Origin of the sequence: Acididesulfobacillus acetoxydans, assembly GCF_902729405.1 — a bacterium.
GTDB lineage: Bacteria > Bacillota > Desulfitobacteriia > Desulfitobacteriales > Desulfitobacteriaceae > Acididesulfobacillus > Acididesulfobacillus acetoxydans.
On the sequence record NZ_LR746496.1, the window covers coordinates 2,779,229 to 2,797,425 of the forward strand.

Consider the following 18,197-nt stretch of genomic DNA (forward strand, 5'->3'; position numbering starts at 1 on the left):
GAGGGCAACGATTGATGAAACAGGAAGCCAACGCCCAAGTGTTCGCCGAGAAGCCCCCGCTTCTTAGCGAAACGTAAGCGGGGGTAGTTCACTCTCTGAATAGGGTCTGCCCGGATTTTCAGGCCGGCTTCTGTTTTGACAGGAGCCGGCCCTTTCGCTAGAATGAGAGGAGGACGTTCAGAAGATAAGAGAGGGACAGGCAGCCGGTGGGGCGCCGATATTCATGAAGAGAAGTACAAGAGACAGATGGCAGAGGGAAGAATGAGATGGCAAACAAAAATAACTCGGAAAACCAAAATGACCCGGAAAACGCGGGGAGCGAAGGAAAGGAAGAAAGGTTGAGGCAGTACCTGGCTGGGCTGGGCCGGGTCCTCATCGCCTATTCCGGCGGGGTGGACTCGACCTATCTGATGGCAGTGGCTAAAGAGGTCCTGGCGGACGGGGCCCGGGCTGTCTTGGTCACGGGGGCCATGCAGGCGGAACGCGAAAGAAGCGAGGCGCTGAACCTCGCTAAGCGGTTGGGTTTCCCCCTTAACGTACTCGAGATCGATGTCCTTTCCTCGGCAGAATTCGCTGCCAATCCCCCGGAGCGGTGCTATCATTGCAAGAAAGAGATTTTCGGCCGCATCTTGGCTTTCGCTCGGCAACTAAGCCTGCCCTCGGTTCTTGACGGTACGAATTTCTCCGATCAGAGCGACTTTCGTCCCGGACGACGGGCTTTAAGCGAGCTGGGTGTGCTCAGCCCCTTACTGGAAGTGGACTTGACCAAAGGGGAAATCCGTGAACTGTCCCGGCGGCGCGGTCTGCCGACCTGGAATAAGCCGGCCATGGCTTGTCTGGCCACCCGCGTCCCTTACGGGGTGCCGCTTGAGGATCATGTGCTCAGGACGGTGGAACGGGCGGAGGAGGTCCTGCTCAAGCACGGTTTTGAGGAGTGCAGAGTGAGGGTGCACGGCGATTTGGCCCGCATCGAAATCCCGCCGAGCCGGTTTGAGGGTTTCTTGGCGGAGTACCGGTCTCTGGCGGCTCTCCTGCAGGATCTGGGCTTCCGCTTTGTCACGCTCGATCTGATGGGGCTGCGCTCAGGCAGCCTAAACCCGCCGGGAGGGGTGGCATGAACGAGGAGAGCATCCGCGAGCTCCTGGCCGGGGTCCAAAGCGGTGTCACTCCGGTTGAAGAGGCTTTGAGTGCCCTGAAAAAGCTGCCTTACGAAGATTTAGGCTTTGCCAGGCTCGATCATCACCGGGCTTTACGTACGGGCCAAGGGGAGGTCGTATTTTGTCAAGGCAAGCAGACGGAGCAAATCCTGGCCATCCTTGAACACCTGGGAGCCCATGGTGTCAATGTTTTGGCGACGCGTTTGCTTCCCGAAAAGGCGGAGACGGTTCTTGCCCGCCTGCCGCGGGCTCAATATGATTCTTTGGCCCATTGTCTCTGGCTGCGGCCGTTCCCCGAGTCCGCCCGTTCCAGCGGCAGGATTCTCGTCATGACGGCCGGCACCGCAGATTTGCCTGTTGCGCAAGAAGCGGTGATCACTGCCCGTTTTATGGGGCATGGTGTGCAAACTCTGTTCGATGTGGGCGTGGCCGGGCTGCACCGCTTGCTGGATCAACAAAAGCTCATGGAAAGCAGTGATGTGATCATCGTGGTGGCAGGCATGGAAGGAGCCCTGGCCAGTGTGGTGGCCGGGCTGGTGGCCCAGCCCGTGATTGCCGTTCCGACCAGCGTCGGCTACGGGGCGCATTTTCAGGGGCTGGCAGCCCTTCTCAGCATGTTGAACAGTTGTGCGTCCGGTATCGGAGTGGTCAATATCGACAATGGCTTTGGGGCAGCTTCCTTGGCTTCGGCGATTGTGCGCAGAATACACGGAGCACAGCGATAGGAGGTTCACGGTTTGCGTATTTTGTATTGGGATGCTTTTGCCGGGATCAGCGGCGATATGGCTTTGGGCTCATTGATCGCCTTAGGTGCCGACCCGGCTGCGATCACGGAGAGCTTGCGTTCTACGGGGCTGCACGAATTCGAGCTCGCGGTGGACCTGCGCCGGGTGCAGGGAATCCAAGCCACAGATGTGGACGTGAGAATCGAACAGGGTTCCGAAGCTCAAGGGCCGCCTCACCGGGGAATCAAGGAGATCGGGCAAATGATCGCGGGAGGGGGGCTGACGGAGACAGCCAGGGAGAACGCACTGAAGGTGTTCGGGGTTTTGGCCCGGGCGGAGGCCAAGGTGCACGGAACAACCGTTGAGGAAGTGCACTTTCACGAGGTGGGAGCCGTGGATTCGCTGGTAGATATCGTGGGGACGGTTGTCGCCCTGGATCTGTTGAATATCCAAAGAATCCGGGTTTCCGTTCTGCCCTGGTCCCGCGGTTTTGTCCGCTGCGCCCACGGAACCCTGCCGGTGCCCGCACCCGCTGCCTTGGAAATTCTGGCAGGGTTCCGCTTCCGGGAGTCCGGGGTTGAGGGCGAACTTGTCACGCCCACCGGCGCCGCCTTGCTGGCCGCGCTGGCCGAGCAAGGAGAGTTTCCGGAGATGGCTGTGGCAAAAGTGGGTTACGGCAGCGGTAAGAATAATTACGGTCTCCCTAGCCTCCTTAGGGCCGTCCAAGGGGAAATTTAAGAAAATATCTCCAAGTACAGGCACTAGATTCCATAAAACCCATACTTTTATATTAGAAAAGAGATTCTCAGGGACATTCTCGGAGACATTCGATTGACTTAAAAGTATAGGGGGAATGGAAATGTTCTTTGGCAAACGTCAGGCCTATGCCGCTCAAATGCCTATGCAAGCTCAAATGCCTATGCAAGCCCCGATGGCCATGCAAACCCAGATGCCTATGCAAGCCCCGATGATGGGTATGGCAGGCCCCGCCGGCATGCCAGGTATGGAAGGAATGCCCGAGGTATCCGGTTACGCCCATCCGGGCATGTATAGTGAGACCGGTGTCGGCGGCTACGAAGGGATGGCCGCTCCGGGCATGGCCGAAAGCGTCAGAGCTACCACCACAGAATACGATATGCCCGGCTGCCCTCCGGTTCACTTCGGACACACCGAAATCGAAATGGAACGTGAGCCCTATTATCAGGCCCATGTGCACATCGTACGCAAAGGAGAAACAGTCTACAAAATTGCCCGCCGTTACGGACTGGATTGGCGGGAACTGGCCGGATACAACCATTTGGGCAATCCCAACTTGATTTATCCCGGGGAGCGGCTCTTGATCCCCAGGTGGTAAGGATCCCGGTGCGACTTTCATGAAGTCAGGTTTGGAAACATCCCCGGAGATACGTCGGAGAGGAGTGCCGGGTCGGGTTGAATGCCCGCCCGGCCTTTGGCTCGGGAAAGGAGAGGCGATGTTCGAGTACTTTTTATCTGTCCTGGGGCAAAATGGTTGGAAAATCGAGTTCACGGCGGAAAAATGGGTAATCGCCCTGGATGAAAGCGGACATAGGGGGTTGGCTTTACTCAGGTATCCGGCGGATTACCGGGAAGAGATCGGTTTTGCCCCGCCGAAAAGCGCTTACGCCGGCATACGGTACTGGCAGGCGATTGTCTTTTGTTCGGCCGGAGTCGATTCCCAAATGCTGAAAAAAGTGCCCGCGGGGACACAATTTTGGTTCTGGGACCTCGCTCAGGGAAATGTCTTCCCGTTTCCGGCGCCGCGGGACCGGGGTATGGTCGCCTGGTTCCGACAGATTGCTGAGGGCACTTACGCGGAACCGCCTTTTGGCCGGGAGTCCGCTAAGCGCACTTTCCTGGGCTTACATAGTTCGGCTTCCCCCGAGGCAAAATTTGTCCCTGTGGTGACCTACGCCCTGATCGCCGCCATAATCGCCGTTTTTGCCCTTATGACCTGGGCCGGAGGTTCTACTCATATGGCGGTCTTGGTGGCTTTCGGAGCGAAAGTGGACAGCCTGATCCGAGAGGGGCAAATCTGGCGTTTGCTAACTGCGAATTTCATTCATATTGGATTCTTTCATCTTGCCTTCAACCTGTATGCCCTTTGGGTTATCGGACCTTTTGCCGAAAAGCTGTTCGGACATTGGGTTTACTTGTTAATCTACCTTCTCAGCGGCATAGGGGGAAATCTCAGCAGCTATCTCTTTTCCCCGGCCGTTTCGGCCGGAGCGTCGGCGGCCATTTTCGGCCTGCTGGGGGCGCTGCTCTTCTACAGTTGGCGTCGTCCGCAGCTTTGGCGCTCCGGTTTGGGGATCAATCTCATCGTCATTATCGCGGTTAATTTGATTCTGGGCATAATCCAACCGGAGATTGACAATTTCGCCCATCTGGGGGGACTTATGTCCGGCTTGATCCTGGCCGCTCTCTCGCATACCTTCTTGTCGGTAAGAGGCGCCGGGTCTGCCAATAACCACCGGCCGTAAGCACCAGCGTATCTTTCTTTCCATTTCTAGAAAAAACTACAAAGGCTTTAGGCCGCAAGCTGCGAATTCTTTTCTCTTTGCCGGAAAGAATAGAGGCAGAGTCCATGATTTCTCAGCAAGGTGGTTTATAACAATTGCCATCGATAGTTGGGAAAGCATGGGCTTCAATTATGCTATAATGGAGAGAGTCCCGAAGGAAGGGGTGTTTATTTGTCCAGACGTCACGAGGATCATTACTTTTCCAGGGAGAAATGGGTCTATATCCCCCTGACTCTGGTCATGGTTTTGGTGATTGGCAGGCTGTTCCTGTTCCAGGTTGTTCAGGCTGCAGAACTCCAGGCTAAGGGACTGATTCGGCGCACGGTTGACCAGAGCCTGCTGCCGGCGAGAGGAAAGATCTTTGATTCCGCGGGGCATGTCCTGGCACAAAGTATGCCCGTCAAAGGAGTCAGTGCCGACCCAAAGCAATTAGCCGGAATGATTGACAAAAAGCAGTACACCAAGATGTCTGTACAGGAGATCGCCGGTAGGCTGGCCGGGATTCTGGGGCAGAACACTCAGTCAATCCTGACCCAGTTAGAGAAGACAAACCTGCAATGGGTGAGCTTGGCTCACCAAGTTAATATTCAGAAGGCGGAAGAAATTGCCCGGCTGAAAATTCCGGGCATCACCTTCAGCGACGAAGAGGAACGGGTCTATCCCATGGGTTCCGTCGCCGCTTCAGCTCTGGGCATCGTCGATATGGCGGGACATGGGGTGGAAGGGATAGAGGCCTATTATGACAAAGATCTTTATGGAACCCCGGGGTTCTCTTCTACCGAAACGGACACCGGCCGCCAATCCGTCGTGGACGCTTCCAGCGTCAATGATCCGCCCATACCCGGGGATAACCTGACTTTGACCTTGGACCCCACGATTCAGTATCTGATCGATCAAAACCTGGATATCTTAGAAGCGCAAACCAAGGCCAAAAACGTGACCATTATCGCCATGGACCCCAAGACAGGAAAGATTCTGGGCCTGGATACGCGGCCCAGTTTTGACCCCAATCACTACACAAGCACCACGCCGGAGCAGCGAAAAGACCGGGCCATCAGCAAGATCTACGAACCGGGCTCCACTTTTAAGATCGTTACCGGCTCGGCGGCCCTGGAGGAAGGCACCATTACGCCGAACTCGAAATTCAATGATCCGGGCTACCTGAACGTGGACGGGCGCGTCATTAAGAATTGGGATTCCAGCACTCAACCGCTGGGCAAGGCGACTTTCACCCAGGGTATGGAACGCTCTTCCAATGTGGTCCTGGCCCAAGTCGGGTTGAAACTGGGCATGAGTTCTTTTTACAAATATCTCAGAGCTTTCGGCTTCGGTCAGAAGACCGGGGTGGACATCGCGGGAGAGGAGAGCGGGCTTCTCGTGCCGCAGGATAAGGCAGGTCCCGTGGAGTTGGCCACTATGTCTTTCGGGCAGGCCAATATGGTGACTCCAATCCAACTCCTGACGGCGATTTGTGCCGTAGCCAACGGGGGTACACTTTATAAGCCTTACATTGTGGACAAGATCACAACCCCGGACGGGCAGGTCGTCAGCCGGAACAAACCGGCGGTCGTGCGGCGGGTCATTTCACAGGAAACGGCGACCGAAATGACGCAGGTGTTGGAGAACGTAGTCCGCAAAGGGACAGGCTATCTGGCGGCCATTCCCGGCATCAATGTGGCGGCAAAAACGGGGACGGCCCAGAAAGTGGACCCAAAGACCGGGCGCTATTCGAACAAAGACTATATCGCTTCTTTTGCGGCCTACGCGCCGGCGGAAAATCCTAAGATTGCGCTGCTGATCGTGATCGACAGCCCCCGGGGGCCCGTTCACGACGGGGGTCCGCTCGGCGGCCCCCGCGCCCAAGCGATTCTCGAAGGGGCTTTGCGGCATTTTGGCGTACCGGTGGCGCAAAATACCCAGAGTACGGTCACCCTGCCGGGGAATACTCCGGTTCGCCCCTCGCCGAAACCGGTGGTGCCGCAGGGTACCCCTGCAGTGGGAGAGACGGTCGTTCCCGATTTGACGGGATTGACTATGCGCCAGGCGGGAGAAACCCTGGGTAAGGCCGAGCTTCACTTTAATTTTCAGGGTGTCGGTTTGGTCGTCCGGCAGAGCCCGGCGCCGGGGAAGGTTGTGCCTAAGGGCACCCGAGTCGAAGTAAAATTTGCCGTCCTGGGGCAGTCCCCTTAGGGACGCTTGACCGGGTCAAGGCCATGTTCCATTCGTCGGTCAGCGGATGACCGGGATGAAACGCGGCCATAAACATCCTCGCGGATGACGATCCACATTCCGGGTGAAGGGGTGACAGACATGGCAGACACACAGATGGAGCGTACTGAAAACTTTCTGCGGGTACTCTCCGAGGGCAGCGGGGTCTCCGGTTACGAGTCAAGCTTGGCTCCGTTCCTGGAAAAGGAATTTTCCGCCTGGGCAGACCGGGTCTACACGGATAAGTTTGGAAATTTATACGCCGGCAAAGATGGGAAGAGCGGAAAATATACCGTGATGCTGGCGGCGCACATGGATGAGGTTGGTTTGGTGGTCACGCAAGTAGACGAACGGGGTTTTGTCCGCTTCACTGATGTCGCGGGGATTGACGCGCGAACCCTCTTGGGGCAGGAAGTCGTGATCCACGGCGGGAGAGAGGTCGCTGGAGTTATCGGTTCGATGCCCCCTCACTTGCTTCGCGCGACTGAGGTCGGTCAAGCCCTGAGAATGGAGAACCTGGGTGTGGATGTCGCCCTGCCAGCTGAGGCGGCACGCGCGCTCATTCAGGTGGGAGATATCATTACGATCAAGCGCCGTGTCCGGAAACTGCTCAATCAGGTTCTGGCCGGAAAGGCCTTCGACGACCGGGCCGGTGTAGCCGTTATGGCCGTATGCCTGGAAGAGTTGTCAGAACGGAATTTTCAACCCAACGTCGTGGCTGTGGCAACCGCCCAGGAGGAAGTGGGTTTACGGGGAGCCTTGACCGCTGCCTTTTCCCTGCATCCGGATCTTGGCATAGCCATTGACGTGACCCACGCGGCCGGGCCGGATAGCCCCGCCGCCTTGGAATTGGGCAAAGGACCGGCTATCGCCCTGGGGGCCAATATCCATCCCGCCATCTACCGGCAACTGGTGGAGACGGCCCGGAGCGCCCGCCTGCCCTATCAGGTGGAACCCATCCCGGGCACTTCGGGTACGGATGCTTGGACGATGCAGGTCAGCCGGGAGGGGATTCCCACGGGGTTGCTCTCTGTTCCCCTGCGTTACATGCATACCTCAGTCGAAACCCTGGACCTTCAGGATGTGGTTTTGACGGGAAAGCTCCTGGCAGAGTTCATCGCCGATTTGCCCGAAGAAGGGGAGGAACTTTTATGCTTTTGAAAGCCCTGAGTGAACTCAACGGTGCGTCGGGAGAGGAGAAACCGGTGAGAGACTATTTGCGGCAAGTACTCGAACCTTTTGCGGACAAGGTGGTCGTGGATACGCTGGGCAACCTCATCGTGCGTAAAAAGGGCCGGGTGCCGGGTCCCCTGGTGATGTTGGCGGCTCACATGGATGAAGTCGCCTTAATGATTACGGGAATCACCCCGGAGGGCTTGCTGAAATTTCAGCCGGTGGGAGGTATGGATCCGAGAATTCTCCCGGCGAAAACGGTAAAAATCGGTCCGGAGCAGCTCGCGGGAGTCATAGGTTTAAAAGCGATTCACCTGACCAAGGTTCTGGAACGGCAAAAGGCGCCGGATTTTGACAAACTCTGCATCGATATCGGGGCCAAATCGAAAGAGCAAGCGGAAAGCGTCGTCCGGCTGGGGGATTATGCTTATTTTGACACGGAGTTTGAAATGCTTGGCGAAGGGTATTTTAAAGGGAAGGCTCTGGACGACCGCATAGGCTGTGCCGTTCTGGCTGAGGTTCTGCAAAGGGACTACGACCTGCCCTTGGCCGGGGTTTTTACGGTCCAGGAAGAAGTAGGCTTACGCGGGGCCAAAGTGGCGGCTTTCCGGTTGGAACCCGACTTTGCCATCGTGGTGGAAGGAACGGTTTCCGCCGATATGCCTGAGGTCAAAGACAAGGATTGGGTCACGCAGTTGGGTCGGGGACCTGCCTGTTCTCTCATGGATAAGGCAACCCTTTATGCCCCCCGGCTGGTGCGCAAGACGGAGGAGATAGCCCGCCGCCGGGGAATTCCGCTTCAATTCCGCCGGGGAAGCAGCGGCGGCAATGACGCCGGTGTCATTCATCTCAGCCAAAAAGGGGTTCCCACGCTCGCACTCAGCGTACCTTGCCGCTACATTCATTCTTGGGCCTCGATTGCGGCGGAGGCTGATTTTAAGGCGACAGTCGAGTTGGTGGATGCCCTGCTTAGGGAAGGAGTGAAAGAAATTTGACTATGACAAAGCAAACGGTCTCCCCGGGAGAAAACCCGTTGGATTATGCTCTTTTGAAACGGCTTTGCCAGGCTTTCGGACCTTCCGGTTCGGAGGAGGAGGTGTCCTCCCTAATCAGAGAAGCGGTGAGCCCGTATTGCGACCGGCTTGAAACGGACAGCATGGGCAATCTCTTGGCACTGCGCCACGGAAACGGCAAGAAGATTATGGTCGCCGCTCATATGGACGAAATCGGGCTCATGGTGACCCATATTGATGAAAAGGGTTTCTTGCGTTTTACTGCCGTGGGAGCCGTGCGGATTTTTGATTTACCCTATCGCCGCGTCAGATTGAAGAACGGGCGGGGGGGAACGATAGGTCTGGAGAAGCTTGAAAAGATCTCAGACATCGCTCTTTCCAAGCTCTACATTGACATCGGCGTCTCTTCGCGTGCTCAGGCTGAGGAAAACGTGAGAGTCGGGGACATGCTGGTTTTTGTCGGGGATTATGAGGAACTCGGCTCCCGCGTTATGTCAAAGGCGCTGGACGACCGAATCGGTTGCTTTGTGGCCATTGAGGCTCTTAAACGGACAAAATCCGAACAAGAACTTGCCTTCGCCTTTACGGTGCAGGAGGAATTGGGAGCGAGGGGAGCTCGTGTGGCGGCCTTTGCCCTCTCCCCAGACCTGGGCTTGGCTGTGGACGCGACGAGCACCGGCGACACCCCTGAAGCTCCCCGGATGGACGTGCGCTTGGGGGCCGGGGTGGGCATCAAGGTCCTCGATCACTCTTTGGTGACACCGCCTCGGATAAAACGCTGGATGGCGGCCACCGCCGAGAACCGTGGGATCGACTATCAATGGGAAGTGCTGGAAAAGGGAGGCACGGACTCGGGTGCGATTCATCTGACCAAGGGCGGAATTCCGGCCGGAACCGTCTCTATTCCCATGAGGCGGGTTCATTCTCCCTCCGAAATGGTGGATCGTCACGATGTGGAAGCGGCTGTGGCCCTTTTGTCCGCACTGTTGGAAGAAAACGACGGAATATAGGCGCCGCCGCAAATTGTGAGTCCGAGAGCCTTAGCAGGGAGTGGCGGAACGGTGCAGAAAGAAACCCGCAAAAAACGAACCGGCAGAAAGCGGACGAGTATGCTTTTGCTCGTGCTTCTCTGCCTGCCGGCACTGGTTCTGTTTGAGGTACGGCCTCTGGCCGCGGATGTGACGGGTTCGGCGAAAATGCCGGTGATTGTGCTGGCAGGGGGCGAAAACTATCCCCCTTTTGAATATCTGGACCGTAGCGGGCAATACCGCGGCTTTGATGTTGATTTGTTGAAAGCCGTGTCCTGGGCCGAGGGTTTCGACTTGGTGATAAAACCCATGCCCGTCAGCCAGGCCAGAGAGGCGCTGGCAAAGAAACAGATCGATGGTATCTTGGGCCTCAACGAGAGTACGACTGACAAGGGCCGGTTTGCCTTCTCGGCACCGTACCTAACCATGTCCCAGGTCTTGTTTGTCAGGCAGGACAATCACTACCTCAATAACTTGTCAGACCTGGTCAACGCCCGGGTGGCCGTACAAGAGGGAGATATCGCCAATGAACTCCTGGCCTCTGTTCACCCTCTCACCATCGTCGGGGTCAAAAGTCAGCAGGATGCTTTTACCTTGTTACTGGATGGCAAAGTGGATGCGGTGGTGGCCAATGAGCTTACCGGCCTTTGTTATCTCCAGCAAATCCACAAGGAAAATGATCTTAAGATCGTCGGCGATCCACTGATGACCAATCCCTATGGAGTTGCTCTCAGGCAGGGAGATTCCGCTCTGCTGCCCAAAATCGACCGTGGCCTGGCCGAACTCCGCCGCAACGGAACCTATGCCCAAATTTACGCCCGCTGGTTTGGCCGCTCTCTAACCCGATCCGGCCTCCCGCCGGGGGTTTTGACGATTATCGTGTCCGGCTTTCTCGCCTTGGCCCTGGCGATGATTGGCTTTATCGTCTGGAACCGTTCTCTCGCCAAAATGGTTCAGATCCGAACCGCGGATTTGGCCCAGGTGAATGATCGCCTGGCCCAGCTCAACAGCGAAATCATTCAAGCCCATGATTTCAAGGAAGTTATTTTAAACAGCGTTTTCAGCGGGATAATTACGCTGGACCTCAAGGGCGACATTCTCGCCATTAATCGGGCCGCGGCCCGGATTCTGGGGTTGCCGCAGGAGGAGTTCCTGGGCCAACCCCTCTTGGCGATTTCCCCTTTTGATAAACTGTTGGAAGCGGGCGCGTTTGGCCAAGATCCGGTCTCCGGAGACTGGGAAGAGACTGTTAACCTTTGGGGCCGGCTGCGGCGTCTCAAACTGAGCCTGTCCTCCCTGGAACCCGGAGACCATGCCAAAAGCGGCTTTGTTCTCGTCATTGCGGATATCACAGACGAATGGAATATGCGCCAGCACCTGCAGCATCAGGATAAACTGGAAGCATTGGGGCAGATCGCGGCCGGCATTGCCCACGAAATCCGCAATCCCTTGACTTCGATTAAAGGTTTCATCCAACTCTTGCCGACCAAATTTCAAGACGAACATTTCCGCCAAAGTCTTGTGGCCTGTCTGCCGGATGAAGTGAACCGCTTGGAAGGCATCGTGTCAGAAATGCTCGATCTGGCGCGAAAGAAGACGATTGTGAGGCAGGTTTGGCCCCTGAGCGAAACGGTAGGGCGTGTGGTCACCCTGGTGGAAAAGTCACCCGAAGCGCGTCAGATTGCCTTTGAAATTGACATTCCCGGGGATTTGACCGTCTACGCGGATCGGCAGCAGATGCGGCAGGTTCTCCTCAATCTCCTGCTGAACGCGGTGGCAGCCGTTAATTCCTGTCCGGCCGCCGAGGGCAGGCAAGGAAGAGTGTGGATTCGGGCCCGGCAAGCGGACCAACAAGTTTTCCTGACTCTTGAGGATAACGGTTCGGGGATTCCGCGCGAACTCATCAATAAGGTATTCGACCCGTTCTTTACCACCAAACCCAATGGGACAGGCTTGGGTCTGGCAACAGTCCATCAATACGTGACGGAGAACAACGGTGAGATCGAAATAGAAAGCTGCCCGGGGCAGGGAACCGTGATCTCGATTTCGCTGCCCGGGCAGGATGGGGCGGACTTAAGCTGAAGCGGGCCCATGCCCCTTTTGCCTTTCATCTTAGCCGCCATTCGGATGGTACAATCTTGAAATAGCCCGAAGCGCGGAAAGCGCGGGAATCATCAGAAATATGAGAATCCTTGCCAGGGACTTGACTAAAGCCAAATTTAGAGTATACTAATTAATGTTCGCTCGCAAATGACAAGCGCCACTAGCTCAGCTGGTAGAGCATCCGACTCTTAATCGGCAGGTCCACGGTTCGATCCCGTGGTGGCGCACCAAAGAAACCCGTTCCCTGCAAGGCTTGCAGGGTTTTTAATTTTATGCAGGGATTGCATAAAAGGGACATTTGGGGACATTTCAATACCCAACTCCGCAAATGATTTACAATTATTTGTTTAAGATGGTCTTGTCATCACCTTGCCGACAATCTTGTATATCATCCACAAACACTTGATTGCCAATGATCTGATAAACGATCCGATACCTTTTGTTTGATAGTATATAGCGGTATTTGCCAACTGGAAGATAGGGACGGTCATACATAGGATAACGGAACGGATCGGTTCGGAGATTCCAAATATCTTTAAGCAACGCATCCAAAAGCCCGTTTGCTGCGTTAATGCTGAGACGTGCTAAAAACTCAAAGTGGTCATACATTCTATCCTTGGCGTCGGGTGCGATAACTACCGGATATACCCTTTCGTTACGCTCCATGCTCCGCTCCCTTGGCGATTGCTTCCCTCATGTTCCGTTCGAACTCATCAACCGTACATCCTTGAGTTCCAAGCAAACGGGAATACTCCGTCGCAAACAAACGCTCGGCTGTCGCCAAATCATCCTCGCGCCGGTTGAATGTTTCCATATCCATGATAACTGTATCGCCGACGCCATTTTTGGTTAAAAATACTGGTGCTTTTGTTTTGCGGCAAATATCAGCGATACTGTTGTAATTTTTCCGAAGCTCACTTGATGACCTAATTATTGCGCTCGTTTTTCTCACTCCCAATAGTCAAATTTATATCAATATTATACCCTTATAAGACTAAAATAACAAGGGCGTGCCGGTAAGACTGATAGGTCACAGCCCGCATGAGCCATAGGGGTTTTTTGTGGGCAGGGGGTTCCGCTGGCGCGGCTGCCGGCATAGGATTTTTATAAAAAGACTATGCGGAAGAGGGAACTCGAAAAATTATGATCAAGGCAGAGGGGTTGACCAAGGTCTATTCGAGCGGACAGGGGGTTCAAGGGCTTTCTTTCCGAGTCAGGGAAGGAGAAGCCTTTGCTTTTCTCGGACCTAACGGTTCGGGCAAGACGACGACGATTCGCCTGCTCATGGGTTTTATCCGACCCCAGTCCGGGAGGGCTTTCGTTCACGGCTGGGACTCTTGGCGAGACGCTGCTAAAGTCAAAGAAGTAACCGGGTATCTCCCCGGTGAAATCAGTTTGCTGGAAACCATGTCAGGGGTAGAATTTCTGAACTTGATTCTGGGCATGCACGGCGGTCAGGCACGGGCCCGCAAAACGAAAGACCGGTTGCTGGAAAGATTGGCCGTGCCCGCGCAACAGCCAATCGGGAAAATGTCTAAAGGGATGAAACAAAAGCTGGGGGTTGTCTCCGCTTTCATGCTCGATCCCCGGATCTATATTTTAGATGAACCCACCTCCGGACTGGACCCGTTAATGCAAAAAACTTTTGTCGAGATGATCCTGGAAGAAAAAAGCCGCGGCAAGACAATTTTCATGTCCTCTCATATGTTTCCGGAAGTCGAACGCACTTGTGACCAGGCGGGCATTATACGGGCCGGAAAACTGGCGGCCGTGCAGAGTATGGCTCAGCTCAGGCAGTCCAGGCGGCGCCTTTTTACACTGGAAGTCGGTTCAGTGGAAGACGCCGGCAGAGTAAAAGAAGGGGTCGCCCGGATCGAAGGCCTGCGCCTGGTTGAGGACCTGGGCAGGCATATGACCTTAGCGGTTAACGGCAAGTTAAATCCGCTCCTGGAACTGCTCTCAGGCATCGATGTCAAAGAGATCGACCGGAAAGACGCGGATTTGGAAGAGATCTTCCTGGAGTTCTACCGGCATCCCGGTTCCGGGGCGGGCGATGGTGATTGTCTTTGAACAGCAGGCGGCAGCGGCGTCAGGGTCTGCTTTCTGTATATGCTTACTCTATGGAAACGACACAAAAAAGCAATGGATCTTTTCGGAAGAATTCGTATATAATAAATTTAACCGCGGACGTGAGTGGTAGGACAGTTCGAGGGGTGTCCGCGACCATGGAGACAGAGAGAGGGGTTGCTGAGGTGGAGGATTTGGCCAAATTTGACCGGGCCGCGTTGGAGAGAAGGCTTAAAAACCTGGAAGAGGAACTGGACGAACTGGAAGAGGAAAAGAGTTTTGTCTTAAGGCAAACAGGGCTGCACGTGGGCGGCGGTAAAGTCAAGCAGTATGATGCTCAAACGAAAGCCTTGCAGGAGTCGATCGCCGAGCTTCGCGCCGAACTAGCATCCCGCGCTTCTTGAAGGACGTGCGCAAAGCGGAAAGCAAAGTTTGTCTCACATGTGGCATGAGGGTTCCGGACTTTTTAACATGACTTGCGAGAAGTCCCCCGTCCTCTATAGGCGGGGGATGAATCGCTATATGGACATTCACAAAAAAGCGTATAGTATTTGGCAAATTGTTCTGGTATAAGTTGTTCTGGTATAATATAATCAGTCGTATATAGAGTAGAGGGCTGATTTCTAGTGAGTGCTAAACTCATCTTAGAGCGTGGACTTAGCGCCATGGCCCAAACATAGATTTTCTGTAGGGCGGGAACCGCCCGAAGTTACGCCTGTGGAAATTGCGTAAGACCTAATCCAGCACTCAGAAACCTTGAGTGCTGGACGAGGGCAACGATTGATGAAACAGGAAGCCAACGCCCAAGTGTTCGCCGAGAAGCCCCCGCTTCTTAGCGAAACGTAAGCGGGGGTAGTTCACGGAATGTCCGGAAGCTATACTTTATGCCGGACAGCAAAAAAAACGGCCGAGACGGCTGTTTTTTTTGTCCATTACTGCAACGGACAGTTTCCGCTATGAATCCGGCTCAGACTTGAACTATTTTCCGGATATTCGGTGCACCCGGGCTCCGGGCACATTCACAATCAGCGAGCAGATCCTGATGGGCGGAGGTATAGCAACAGACAAAGTCCGTAAAAGCTAAGCTGGCTCGGTTGGGTTTTTTGTCCTTGTGCCAGACGACGGCAAACTGCCGCTCCATGACGAAGTCTGCCACTTGCAATACCTTAAGCCGACCGCAGGCCACCTCCCATTCCAAAGTCAGCGCGGAAGCAATTCCGAGACCGAGGCCGGAAGAAACCAGGCGCTTAATCGCCTCCGGACTTTCCAGTTCCATAAGAATTTGAATGGGCAGCCCCCTTTGGGACATGAGGGTACGGAAAACTTTGCGGGAGTTGGACCCCGGTTCACGCAGGATGAAGGGTTGGGTGGCAAGTTGGGAAGCCGTGATTTCCTGACCGACAAAAGGATGATCAGGCGCGGCGATCACGACCAGGTGATCGTTGAGAAAAGGCATCATGCTGAAATCCGAGGCATGGGCCAGGTCCCGTTCCACCAAGGCCATGTCGACCTGATTCTTGAGAATCTGTTCTTCCGCCCACTCGGTGTTACCCATTTTAAAAGACACTTCCAGTTTCGGAAAATGCCGGCGAAATTCCGTCAAGAGTTGGGGTACGTAATACGTGCCCAGAGTCGAGGAGGTGCCAATAATGAGTTCGCCTGTGTTAAGTCCGCGATAGTCGGCCAACATGTTTTCGGCCTGTCGCTCAGCCGCAAAAATCTCTTCCGCATACCCTTTAAGCTGTGCACCTGGCTCCGTCAGGTAGAGCTTCTTGCCGATTTGCTCGATCAACTCCACGCCGGTTTCTTCTTCCAGTTTGCGAACTTGGACGGAGACCGCGGGTTGGCTGATATGCAACTCCTCGCTCGCTTTGGAAAAGCTGAGACACTGGGCCACATAATAGAACACCTTAAGTTGATGCAAGTTCAAGGGTCTCACTCCTTCTTCAGTTATCCCGGAGACAATCAAATAATTGAACAGACCTGTTATGCGTTTTTTCGAAGTCAGTTAATTTCGCGGCGGCACTTTACCAATATCTACGCAGCCTTTGACCGGTTGAGCCGGTGAAGGCCTAAATTTGTCAGGCAGTTTCGGCGAACTTCGGATGCCATCTGTGATTGAAACCACACTTTGGCAAGATTCGGTTTGATACACTGGAATCAGCGCCGCTGCAGGAGGACATGACTAACATGACTGACATGACTATGGAAGAAAACGCCCAAAGCCATATTGCCCAGAATTATATTGTAGTACACTGCCGGCCGGGCTGTCCCAAGGCTGCCAGGTCTTGGCGGGATTTAAACGAAAGGCTGCGTCCGGCTCTGGAGGGCTTGGCAATCGAGCAGAAGCTCAAGGAAAAATTTCCGCGAATACTTTACCATCAGGTGCCCAAGATAGGGATTTCCGCTTGCCCGAACGGCTGTTCCCAGCCCCAAATCAGGGACATAGGCGTGATGGGTTTTGCGAAACCTCGCTTTGAACCGGAATTGTGCACGGATTGCCGGATTTGCGCGGGCGTTTGCCTGGAGAACGTGATCAGCTTCGAGTCCGGCAGCTTCAGCCTCGACTCCGGGACTTGCCTGGGCTGCGGGGATTGTATCCGCAGCTGCCCATCCGGAGCTTTGAGCGCAGCGGAAAGCGGGTGGAAACTGCTTCAGGGCGGAAGAGTGGGCAGGCACCCACGCTTCGGCGAGCTGAGCGGACAAGTGGCGACTGATGAGGAGGCACTCTCTTGGATTCTCGCGGTTCTGCGCCAGTATTTTGACGACAGCGGACCGGAAGAACGCCTCAGCCATTATTTAGAACATCATCTCATCAAACCCTGATTTTGCGGTCTCGGTCCCTGATTCGGGGTCTGCGGTTCCATGAGCCGGTTTCAAAGAAAAGTATTTTCAAGGAAAGATTCCTTTAAGGGCAGGTATTTTCGGGGACAGATACGTCCGGAGACTAACTTCCGGAGACTAACCTCCCGAGATATAGTCTGTCAAGGCAAATACGATGTCCGAGTTCAAAATAATATTTCCCTTAACGCTCGGGAACAGATACTTTCACAGGGAGTTTCTCTCGGCCCTGGCACGGATCCAGCCGCTTAGCACGTCCAAATCCGGAATCGTAATCTCTTTTTTCTCAACGTGAATGATTTGGCTTTGCTTCAGTTCCCCCAGAATACGGCTGACTGATTCCCGGGCCAGGCTGCACATGGCTGCCAATTCGGTGGCCGACAGCGGAATGGAAATCTGTACTCCCGCCGGGGTTTCCTGCCCGTGGGCATGGGCGAGTGCGAATAATTTAGCTCCCAGGCGCAAGCGGGCGTCACCCAGGGAAAGGTTCTTAATCTGCCGGTAACTCCTGCGCACGTCTAGAGCCAAACTCCGGTAAAACAGCCAGAGCAAAGCGGGATGGGTTTGCAGGAATTGTTTTAAGGATTCCGTGTCCAGGCTGAGCACGTCACTGTTTTCCAAAGACAGCGCCGCCTGGGGATACGGTTTGCCGTCGAGGGCGACTTCCGGAAAGAAAGTGGAGGGGCCGAGAACGCGCAGGATCTTCTCACTGAACTCAGTGGTAAGGAGAAGCTGAATGCGGCCGTTCAACAAGACAAATACGGCGTTGGGGTCATCACCCGAAAAATAAAGATACTGTTTGGCCGCATAACGGTGAACTCTGCCGCGTGTCAGCCAGAAATCGAAAAACTCAGAAGGCAGACTTCCCCAGAAGGGGACCTGTTCTAACGTTTGGCGAATTTGGCTTTCGTTAAGGACTCCGTGCCCCGACATTATTATACCTCCGGCGCTTGTAAGCGATGCTCCTCGGATTTGCCGAGGTTTTCAGTGCAAACTTTGGCTTCTGCCTGCGCCCGATCGCTCTGCCGGAGCGACGGTCGTACAAGCGGGTCTTCCCGATTCCGTTTCTGTTACTGTTTTAATTTCTGTTTCTGTTTTAATTCCTACTTTCTATTTCGTGCTGAGTCCGGAAATTCCTGCCCAGTCCAGGCGGAAGAGCACATCTTTTTGCGGGGTCACCTAAGCAAATAATTGAATGCTTTTTGTTTTTCTTACTCGTCCAGTCTGGTAAAGACAGGCTTTGCCTACGCATACCCACCCATGGTATAGGGGTAAATCTAAGAAAAATGACAAGTTCTTAACCATATTAAAGCTCCTTTACGCAGAAAGCGGCAAATGCCCC

17 protein-coding genes and 1 tRNA gene are annotated in these 18,197 nt (G+C 54.7%); 14 read left to right on the forward strand and 4 right to left on the reverse strand.

Annotation, left to right across the window (positions count from 1 at the left end; all coding sequences use genetic code 11):
* The first annotated feature begins 266 nt into the window (after nucleotides 1-266).
* The 11 genes from larE (at nucleotide 267) to MNU25_RS12355 (ending at nucleotide 12,177) form a co-directional block, all read left to right on the forward strand.
* Nucleotides 267-1,118, forward strand: coding sequence for an ATP-dependent sacrificial sulfur transferase LarE (gene larE / locus MNU25_RS12305; RefSeq protein ID WP_240985341.1), 852 nt, complete (start codon nucleotides 267-269; stop codon nucleotides 1,116-1,118).
* The gene (gene larB / locus MNU25_RS12310; RefSeq protein ID WP_240985342.1) at nucleotides 1,115-1,882 is read left to right on the forward strand and encodes a nickel pincer cofactor biosynthesis protein LarB; all 768 of its coding nucleotides are present in this window, start codon (nucleotides 1,115-1,117) and stop codon (nucleotides 1,880-1,882) included. Before larE ends, larB begins: the two co-directional genes overlap by 4 nt.
* 12 nt (nucleotides 1,883-1,894) lie before the next feature.
* Nucleotides 1,895-2,620 carry a nickel pincer cofactor biosynthesis protein LarC gene (gene larC / locus MNU25_RS12315; protein ID WP_240985343.1) on the forward strand — a complete coding sequence of 242 codons (726 nt, stop codon included), beginning with the start codon at nucleotides 1,895-1,897 and terminating at the stop codon, nucleotides 2,618-2,620.
* 121 nt (nucleotides 2,621-2,741) lie between these two features.
* On the forward strand, nucleotides 2,742-3,236 hold the full coding sequence (locus MNU25_RS12320; protein WP_240985344.1) for a LysM peptidoglycan-binding domain-containing protein: 495 nt from the start codon (nucleotides 2,742-2,744) through the stop codon (nucleotides 3,234-3,236).
* A 118-nt stretch (nucleotides 3,237-3,354) separates the two neighbouring features.
* On the forward strand, nucleotides 3,355-4,383 hold the full coding sequence (locus MNU25_RS12325; protein ID WP_240985345.1) for a rhomboid family intramembrane serine protease: 1,029 nt from the start codon (nucleotides 3,355-3,357) through the stop codon (nucleotides 4,381-4,383).
* A gap of 279 nt (nucleotides 4,384-4,662) precedes the next feature.
* Nucleotides 4,663-6,612 (forward strand): penicillin-binding protein, encoded by a 1,950-nt coding sequence (locus MNU25_RS12330; protein WP_240986828.1) that lies wholly within the window; start codon nucleotides 4,663-4,665, stop codon nucleotides 6,610-6,612.
* Nucleotides 6,613-6,732: 120 nt separating this feature from the next.
* Entirely contained in the window at nucleotides 6,733-7,791 is a 1,059-nt protein-coding gene (locus MNU25_RS12335; RefSeq protein ID WP_240985346.1) for a M20/M25/M40 family metallo-hydrolase, read from the forward strand.
* Nucleotides 7,782-8,798: a M42 family metallopeptidase gene (locus MNU25_RS12340; protein ID WP_240985347.1), complete on the forward strand. Its 1,017-nt coding sequence runs from the start codon at nucleotides 7,782-7,784 to the stop codon at nucleotides 8,796-8,798. Before MNU25_RS12335 ends, MNU25_RS12340 begins: the two co-directional genes overlap by 10 nt.
* Nucleotides 8,799-8,800: 2 nt before the next feature.
* Nucleotides 8,801-9,826, forward strand: a complete 1,026-nt coding sequence (locus tag MNU25_RS12345; protein WP_240986829.1) for a M42 family metallopeptidase — start codon at nucleotides 8,801-8,803, stop codon at nucleotides 9,824-9,826.
* Nucleotides 9,827-9,877: 51 nt separating this feature from the next.
* Complete coding sequence (locus tag MNU25_RS12350; RefSeq protein ID WP_240985348.1) at nucleotides 9,878-11,926, forward strand: transporter substrate-binding domain-containing protein; 2,049 nt, start codon at nucleotides 9,878-9,880, stop codon at nucleotides 11,924-11,926.
* A gap of 175 nt (nucleotides 11,927-12,101) precedes the next feature.
* Nucleotides 12,102-12,177, forward strand: a tRNA-Lys gene (locus MNU25_RS12355).
* 109 nt (nucleotides 12,178-12,286) lie between these two features.
* Here the strand turns inward: MNU25_RS12355 and MNU25_RS12360 are convergent.
* A complete protein-coding gene (locus MNU25_RS12360; protein WP_240985349.1) occupies nucleotides 12,287-12,613 on the reverse strand; it encodes a type II toxin-antitoxin system RelE/ParE family toxin in 327 nt (108 codons plus the stop codon).
* Nucleotides 12,603-12,899 carry a type II toxin-antitoxin system Phd/YefM family antitoxin gene (locus MNU25_RS12365; protein ID WP_306425066.1) on the reverse strand — a complete coding sequence of 99 codons (297 nt, stop codon included), beginning with the start codon at nucleotides 12,897-12,899 and terminating at the stop codon, nucleotides 12,603-12,605. Before MNU25_RS12365 ends, MNU25_RS12360 begins: the two co-directional genes overlap by 11 nt.
* 191 nt (nucleotides 12,900-13,090) lie before the next feature.
* Here MNU25_RS12365 and MNU25_RS12370 point away from each other — a divergent pair, with 191 nt between their 5' ends.
* Both MNU25_RS12370 and MNU25_RS12375 read left to right on the forward strand, forming a co-directional pair.
* On the forward strand, nucleotides 13,091-14,017 hold the full coding sequence (locus tag MNU25_RS12370) for an ABC transporter ATP-binding protein (RefSeq protein ID WP_240985350.1): 927 nt from the start codon (nucleotides 13,091-13,093) through the stop codon (nucleotides 14,015-14,017).
* A 155-nt stretch (nucleotides 14,018-14,172) separates the two neighbouring features.
* Nucleotides 14,173-14,418 (forward strand): hypothetical protein, encoded by a 246-nt coding sequence (locus MNU25_RS12375; RefSeq protein WP_240985351.1) that lies wholly within the window; start codon nucleotides 14,173-14,175, stop codon nucleotides 14,416-14,418.
* A 563-nt stretch (nucleotides 14,419-14,981) separates the two neighbouring features.
* Here MNU25_RS12375 and MNU25_RS12380 read toward each other — a convergent pair.
* Nucleotides 14,982-15,944, reverse strand: coding sequence for a LysR family transcriptional regulator (locus MNU25_RS12380; RefSeq protein ID WP_240985352.1), 963 nt, complete (start codon nucleotides 15,942-15,944; stop codon nucleotides 14,982-14,984).
* A 260-nt stretch (nucleotides 15,945-16,204) separates the two neighbouring features.
* Between MNU25_RS12380 and MNU25_RS12385 the strand changes: the two genes are divergently transcribed.
* Complete coding sequence (locus MNU25_RS12385; protein ID WP_240985353.1) at nucleotides 16,205-16,840, forward strand: 4Fe-4S dicluster domain-containing protein; 636 nt, start codon at nucleotides 16,205-16,207, stop codon at nucleotides 16,838-16,840.
* A gap of 222 nt (nucleotides 16,841-17,062) precedes the next feature.
* Here MNU25_RS12385 and MNU25_RS12390 read toward each other — a convergent pair whose 3' ends face one another.
* On the reverse strand, nucleotides 17,063-17,788 hold the full coding sequence (locus MNU25_RS12390) for a Crp/Fnr family transcriptional regulator (protein WP_240985354.1): 726 nt from the start codon (nucleotides 17,786-17,788) through the stop codon (nucleotides 17,063-17,065).
* Between the last annotated feature and the right edge of the window lie 409 nt (nucleotides 17,789-18,197).

Coding starts and splice junctions, on each gene's coding strand:
- MNU25_RS12370 (WP_240985350.1), top strand. CDS start 13,091: ATGATCAAGGCAGAGGGGTTGACCAAGGTCTATTCGAGCGGACAGGGG.
- MNU25_RS12325 (WP_240985345.1), top strand. CDS start 3,355: ATGTTCGAGTACTTTTTATCTGTCCTGGGGCAAAATGGTTGGAAAATC.
- MNU25_RS12335 (WP_240985346.1), top strand. CDS start 6,733: ATGGCAGACACACAGATGGAGCGTACTGAAAACTTTCTGCGGGTACTC.
- MNU25_RS12345 (WP_240986829.1), top strand. CDS start 8,801: ATGACAAAGCAAACGGTCTCCCCGGGAGAAAACCCGTTGGATTATGCT.
- MNU25_RS12390 (WP_240985354.1), bottom strand. CDS start 17,788: ATGTCGGGGCACGGAGTCCTTAACGAAAGCCAAATTCGCCAAACGTTA.
- MNU25_RS12320 (WP_240985344.1), top strand. CDS start 2,742: ATGTTCTTTGGCAAACGTCAGGCCTATGCCGCTCAAATGCCTATGCAA.
- MNU25_RS12385 (WP_240985353.1), top strand. CDS start 16,205: ATGACTGACATGACTATGGAAGAAAACGCCCAAAGCCATATTGCCCAG.
- larE (WP_240985341.1), top strand. CDS start 267: ATGGCAAACAAAAATAACTCGGAAAACCAAAATGACCCGGAAAACGCG.
- MNU25_RS12340 (WP_240985347.1), top strand. CDS start 7,782: ATGCTTTTGAAAGCCCTGAGTGAACTCAACGGTGCGTCGGGAGAGGAG.
- MNU25_RS12360 (WP_240985349.1), bottom strand. CDS start 12,613: ATGGAGCGTAACGAAAGGGTATATCCGGTAGTTATCGCACCCGACGCC.
- MNU25_RS12375 (WP_240985351.1), top strand. CDS start 14,173: ATGGAGACAGAGAGAGGGGTTGCTGAGGTGGAGGATTTGGCCAAATTT.
- larB (WP_240985342.1), top strand. CDS start 1,115: ATGAACGAGGAGAGCATCCGCGAGCTCCTGGCCGGGGTCCAAAGCGGT.
- MNU25_RS12330 (WP_240986828.1), top strand. CDS start 4,663: ATGGTTTTGGTGATTGGCAGGCTGTTCCTGTTCCAGGTTGTTCAGGCT.